The sequence below is a fragment of the Streptomyces sp. URMC 126 genome, from assembly GCF_051386555.1.
Classification (GTDB): domain Bacteria; phylum Actinomycetota; class Actinomycetes; order Streptomycetales; family Streptomycetaceae; genus Streptomyces.
This window is the reverse complement of sequence record NZ_JBPQTX010000409.1, coordinates 1-5,412: the sequence shown is the minus strand read 5'-3', so window position 1 is coordinate 5,412 and position 5,412 is coordinate 1. Positions and strand designations below refer to the sequence as shown.

The window sequence follows — 5,412 nt, the reverse complement described above, 5'->3', positions numbered from 1 at the left end:
CCCCCCGCACGGCCTCGAAACACCCACCACCCACCGCGTACGCCCCGCCGAAACACCGACAACCGTTCAGACCCGACCCCGTCCCCCCGCCGTCCGCCTCCGTGAGCCGTCCGCCCACCCGGAGGCCGGCGCCCACCTCCGACCCTCTGGCACACGGCTCCAACGGCCCGCCACATCCAGCCGCCGGACCGCCGACGGCCGGCCTGGCCCGCCCCATCCGCTCGCCGTCCGCCTCCACCTGCCGTCCGCCCGCCGTCTGCCTCCGCCTTCCGTCCCCCACCCCGGGCCGGCGCACACCTCAGGCCCTCTGAGGCGCGGCTCCGGTTGGCCGCCGTATGGCCGTCGGAACGCCGGCGGCCGCTCCGGTCCCCGTCCGCCTGCGCCTGCCATCCGCCTGCGTGAGCTGTCCTCGCCCGCCTCGGGGCCGGCGCCTGCCTCCGGCCCTTCGGCGTGCGGCCCCAACGGCCCGCCGCGTACGGCCGCCGGAACGCCGACGGCCGGCCCGGTCCCGTCCGCCTGCGCCCTGACGTCCGCTTGCGTGAGTCGCCCCGCCCGCCTCGGGCCGGCGCCTGCCTCCGATCCTCCGGCGTGCGGCTCCGGCGGCCCGCTGCGTACGGCCGTCGGAACGCCGGCAGCCGGTCCGGCCCGCGTCCGTCCGTCTCTGTCCGCCCACCCGGGGCCCGCCGTCCGCCTTCGACTCTCTGGCGCGCGGCTCCGGCGGCCCGCCGTGTACGGCCGTTGAAATGCCGGCGGCCGGTCTGGTCCGGCCCGCCGCCCGCCTGCGTGAGCGGTCCGCCCACCCCGGCTGGCGCCCGCCTCCGACCGACCCTCCGGCGCCCGCCTCTAGCCCTCCGGCGTGCGGCTCCGGCCGGCCGCCGCGCAGCTCCGGCCCCCGCTGGCACTCGCCGGCCCGCGCCCGTCCGTCTGCGGTCCGTCTCTGTGCGCCCACCCGGGGTCCGGCGTCCGCCTTCGACTCTCTGGCGCGCGGCCCCGGCGGCCCGCCGTGTACGGCCGTTGGAACGCCGGGGGCCGGTCTGGCCCGGCCCGTCTTCCGTCGACCGCCTGCGCTTGCAGTCCGCTCACTTCGGGCGCCTTCGATCCTCCGGCGCGCGGCTCCGGCCGACCGCCGTGTACGGCCGTCGGAAGGCCGGCGACCGGTCCAGCCCAGCCCCATCCGCCTTCCGCCTGCTGTCCGCCTGCATGAGTCGTCCCCGCCCACCTTGAGGCTGGCGTGCCCGGTCTAGTCCGGCCCGTCCGCCCGCCGCCCGCCTGCGTGAGTTGTCCCCGCCCACCTCAGGGACGGCGTCCGTCTTCGGCCCTCTGGCGCGCGGCTGGACGTCCCCCGCACTGGCCGCCCGGCGCCTGCGTCGCCGCCCTGGCCACGGCCGACGGGCAGCGGTCGCATGTGCCGTTCACCGTCCGCCTGCGTGAGCTGTCCCGGCGCCCGCCTCCGATCCTCCGGGGTGCGGCTCGGGTTGGCCGCCGCGTACGGCCGTCGGAAGGCCGGCGGCCGGTCCGGCCCCGTCCGTCCGCCGTCCGTCTCCGTGAGCCGTCCGCCCACCGGGGGCCTGCGTCTCCGACGCGCCGGTCCGGCCCCTCCGTCGGTATTCGTCGGTCGCGCCGGCGGCACTTCGCGTGCCCGGTGGGGCCGGTGAGCCGGGGGGGGGCGTCCGTCTCCGCCCCCGGACCCGCTCCCGCCCCGGGGCCCTCGCCGCGGGCCGGGCCGAAGAGTGGCGTGGCCGCTGTCGGCGAGGAGAGGTTTCCGAGTCCGCCCGGGGGCGTGGCCGGGAGTGGGGGCCGTCGGCCGTCGGGGCTCCGGCCGGGCGTCCCGTCGGCGTCGGGAGGGTGCGTGCCGCGGTCCGCGGCGGGCCGGGCGCTAGGCTCGCGCCCGTACGGGCCGGAGGCATCCGGCCGGCGGCCGGGGGACCGGCGGCCGGGCGTCCAGGAGGGCGGCCGGGCGTCGGGGATCCGGCGACAGAAGATCCGGTACGGGATCCGGGCGTCGGGCATTCCGGAAACGGAGTGCCGGGCCGGGGCCCGGAAGCCCGGAGTCGGACGCATCGATCGGGAGACACGCACGCCATGGCCAAGAAGCGCCGCCCCCAGACGAAGGCCGCCACGCCGCGGGCCGTCGACGGTCCGATCCCCGTCGTCGGCGCCCGCGAGCCCTGCCCCTGCGGCTCGGGCCGCCGATACAAGGCGTGCCACGGCCAGCAGGCTGCGCACGCCGCGGCCGAGCTGGTCCAGCGGCCCTTTGAGGGGCTGCCGGGCGAGGCCGACTGGGTCGCCCTGCGCGAGCTGGTGCCCGCCGCCACCGTGCGGCTCACGCTCAAGGACGGGCTGCCCGAGGGCGTCCCCTCGGTGACCCTGGCGACCGTCCTGCCCATGGCCTGGCCGGCCCTGCGCCGGGACAACGGCGCCGTCCTGCTCGGCCTGCAGAACGACACCGCGACCGGCGACCTCAGCCGCGACCTCGCCGACACCCTCCAGCGGGCACTCGCCGCCGAGCCGGGCACCCCGGTCGCCGGTTCCCGCACGGGCGGTGACGGGCCGCGGCTCCAGGACCTGCTGGACCTCTCGGCGCCCTTCGAGCCGGAGGTGCACACCGGCTTCGAGTTCTGGGTCGAGAACGCCGAGAACGCGACCGGCGAGGTCGCCGCCTCGCTGGAGCGGGCGAACGCCGCCGCGATCCCCACCGTCCGGCTCTCCGGCGTCGAGGGCGCGTACTGGTGCGAGACGCCCGAGAAGAACCACCTGCGCTGGGTGATGACCCACCCGGAGGAGAAGCTGCTGGACGCGCTGGCGCGGCTGCACGCGGCCGGTGAGTCCTCGCTCGGCGAGGGCACCCGGCTCGTCGGCTCGTTCCGCGCGCACGGGCTGACCGTGCCCGTCTGGGACCTGCCCACCGGCGTGACCGCGGCGGATGTCGAGAAGCCGGCCGCGGCCTTCGCGGAGCGGCTGAACAAGGCTCTCGCCGACGAGTCGCCCTTGTCCGGCGAGGAGCGCCGGGCGCGCAGCGGGCTGGCCAGCCGTCAGGTCACGCTGAACTGACCCTTCCGGGGCGCCTCTTCGCCGTATCGGCGCCTGCCGCCGTCGGCCGCCCTCCGGCCGTCGAAGCGGCCCCCCGCCGACGTCCGGCCTTCCGTCGGGGGCCGGCCTTCCGCCGGAGTTCGGTCTTCCGCCGGCGTACGGTCCTCTGTCGTCGTCCGGCCCTCCGGGGCCGGGCGGCGCGGAGCCGCGGCTACCGGAAGGGGAGCCCGACCGGGCGGCGGCTCACATCAGCCCGTCCAGATCGGAGAGGTCGAACTCCGGCGTGAGGTCGACGCGCGTAGCGAAACCGGCTCGGGCGGAGAGCGCGGCCCAGACCGTCACCTCGCCCGTGGCGTCGCGTACGCCCCACTCCTGGGACAGCGCGCTGATGATGTTGAGCCCGCGCCCGCCGCGGGCCGTGACCGATGGAGTGGCCGGAAACGGACGGGTGGGCCCGCCGCCGTCGGTGACCTCCACGGTGAGCCGTCCACGCTCGTCCACCCGCCAGGCGGCGAGGACGCCGCCGTTGCCGTCGGCCCGTGCCGTGCCGCGCTCCCGGCTCAGCGGGCGCCCGTGCCGGTACGCGTTGCTGAGCAACTCCGAAAGAATCAGTACGGCGTCGTCGATGACCGGATCCGGTACCCCGCTCGTTCGCAGGTCCTCACGCATGCGGTGTCTCGCTTCGCCCACACCGGCGGGACCATGGGGTACGGCCATGATCGACGACGTGGGCACCTCCTGTGCCACCACCAACGCCACCCCCGAGACCTCCTTTGCCCCACGTCAGGGGATGGATGCCCCAATGGCCTGGACCGGAAACCGGCCACTCCGGGTCCGGTGGGGTCACTCGGACCGGCCGAACACGTACCGAACGCGCCGGGGCACACCCTGTCACGGGCGCCGGGGCGTGCGGTCGCGTCCGGCGGCGCGCGGCGACCGGGCCCGCGGGACCCCGCCGGGCGCCCGACAGCCGCCCGGCGGGCGTCCGGTATCGGCAGCCGCTCGACAGCCGCCGCCCGGTAACCGCAGCCGTCCGGCAGTCACCCGACAGCCGCCCGGCGGCCCCGCCTCAGCGCCGCCCGACCTGCGTGAGCACCGCCTTGGGCCGGTTGGTGATCAGCGCGTCCACGCCCAGTCGCAGGCAGAGTTCGACGTCCTCGGGCTCGTTGACCGTCCACACGTGCACCTGGTGCCCCGCCCGGTGCAGCCGCGCCACGTAGTCCGGGTGGGCGCGCACCATGCGGATGCTGGGTCCGGCGATGCCGACGCCGGGCGGCAGCCGGCCGTCGCGCAGCCGGGGCGAGAGGAACTGCATCAGGTAGACGGCGGGGAGCGCGGGCGCCGCCGCCCGGATCCGGTGCAGGGAACGGGCGGAGAAGCTCATCACGCGGACGGCCGGGGGCTCCCCGGGCGGCGGCCGGTCGAGGCCGAAGCGGCCGAGCAGGGCGAGGAGCCGCTCCTCGACCCGGCCGGCCCAGCGGGTCGGGTGCTTGGTCTCGATGGCGAGCTCGACGCGGCGGTCGGCGTCGACGACGAGTTCGAGGAGCCGTTCCAGGGTGAGGACGGAGGTGTCGGCGGGATCGCCGGAGCCCGTCGTGTCGGTGTCGGGCGCCTCCGCGTCCGACGCCCGGCCCTTCCAGGAGCCGAAGTCGAGCGCCGCGAGGTCGGCCAGCTCCAGCGAGGAGACGGCGCCGCGGCCGTTGGACGTGCGGTTGACCCGCCGGTCGTGGACACAGACGAGGTGCCCGTCCGCCGTCAGCCGGACATCGCACTCCAGCGCGTCCGCGCCGTCCTCGATCGCCTTCCGGTACGCGGCGAGGGTGTGCTCCGGCGCGTCCTCGGACGCGCCGCGGTGGGCGACGACGGCCGGGGGGCGGCTTCCCGGGCGGGACGCGGGGGCCGGGTGCGCAGTGGTCACCGCGTTATGGTGCCACCGCCTGGCACAATCGCGCATGGGGCCTTTGTCCGGTTGCCCCGCCGGGGCCTCCCGCCGGGTCGCCCCGCCGCCCGGTCCGCCCGGTCCGGCCGGTCCGACGGACTCGACGGACGCTACGGACCCGGCCGCCGTCCCGCGCGGCACCGAGGCCGCCCGGCCGCCGTCCGGGTGCCGGCGGTGTGCGCGAGGCGGTGGCGCACAGGTACCGCTTACGGCGGCCTGACGGGCCATGGGAAAGGCTGACCCGGGTAGGTGTTCCGGCGTGGCCCCGCCCGTCCCGCAGCGGCTCCGGCCGTGAACGAACCGACGCACGTGATGAGGAGACCACCGTGAGCACCGAGAACGAGGGCGCCGCCGTTCCTTCCCCGGACGGTTCGCGGACGGGGTCTCCGGCTCCGGAGGCCACGGACACGTCGACGCCCCCCGCCGCTCCCCCCGCTCGTCCC

The 5,412-nt window shown here is 77.3% G+C and carries 2 protein-coding genes and 1 pseudogene; 1 reads left to right on the top strand and 2 read right to left on the bottom strand.

Annotated features, from left to right (window positions below; translation table 11 throughout):
- Positions 1–2,082 precede the first annotated feature (2,082 nt).
- A complete protein-coding gene (locus ACSNOK_RS30255; protein WP_436783990.1) occupies positions 2,083–3,051 on the top strand; it encodes a DUF5926 family protein in 969 nt (322 codons plus the stop codon).
- Positions 3,052–3,273: 222 nt separating this feature from the next.
- Here ACSNOK_RS30255 and ACSNOK_RS30250 read toward each other — a convergent pair.
- Positions 3,274–3,834, bottom strand: a pseudogene (locus ACSNOK_RS30250) (ATP-binding protein).
- A gap of 265 nt (positions 3,835–4,099) precedes the next feature.
- A complete protein-coding gene (locus tag ACSNOK_RS30245) occupies positions 4,100–4,948 on the bottom strand; it encodes a glycerophosphodiester phosphodiesterase (protein ID WP_436783989.1) in 849 nt (282 codons plus the stop codon).
- Between the last annotated feature and the right edge of the window lie 464 nt (positions 4,949–5,412).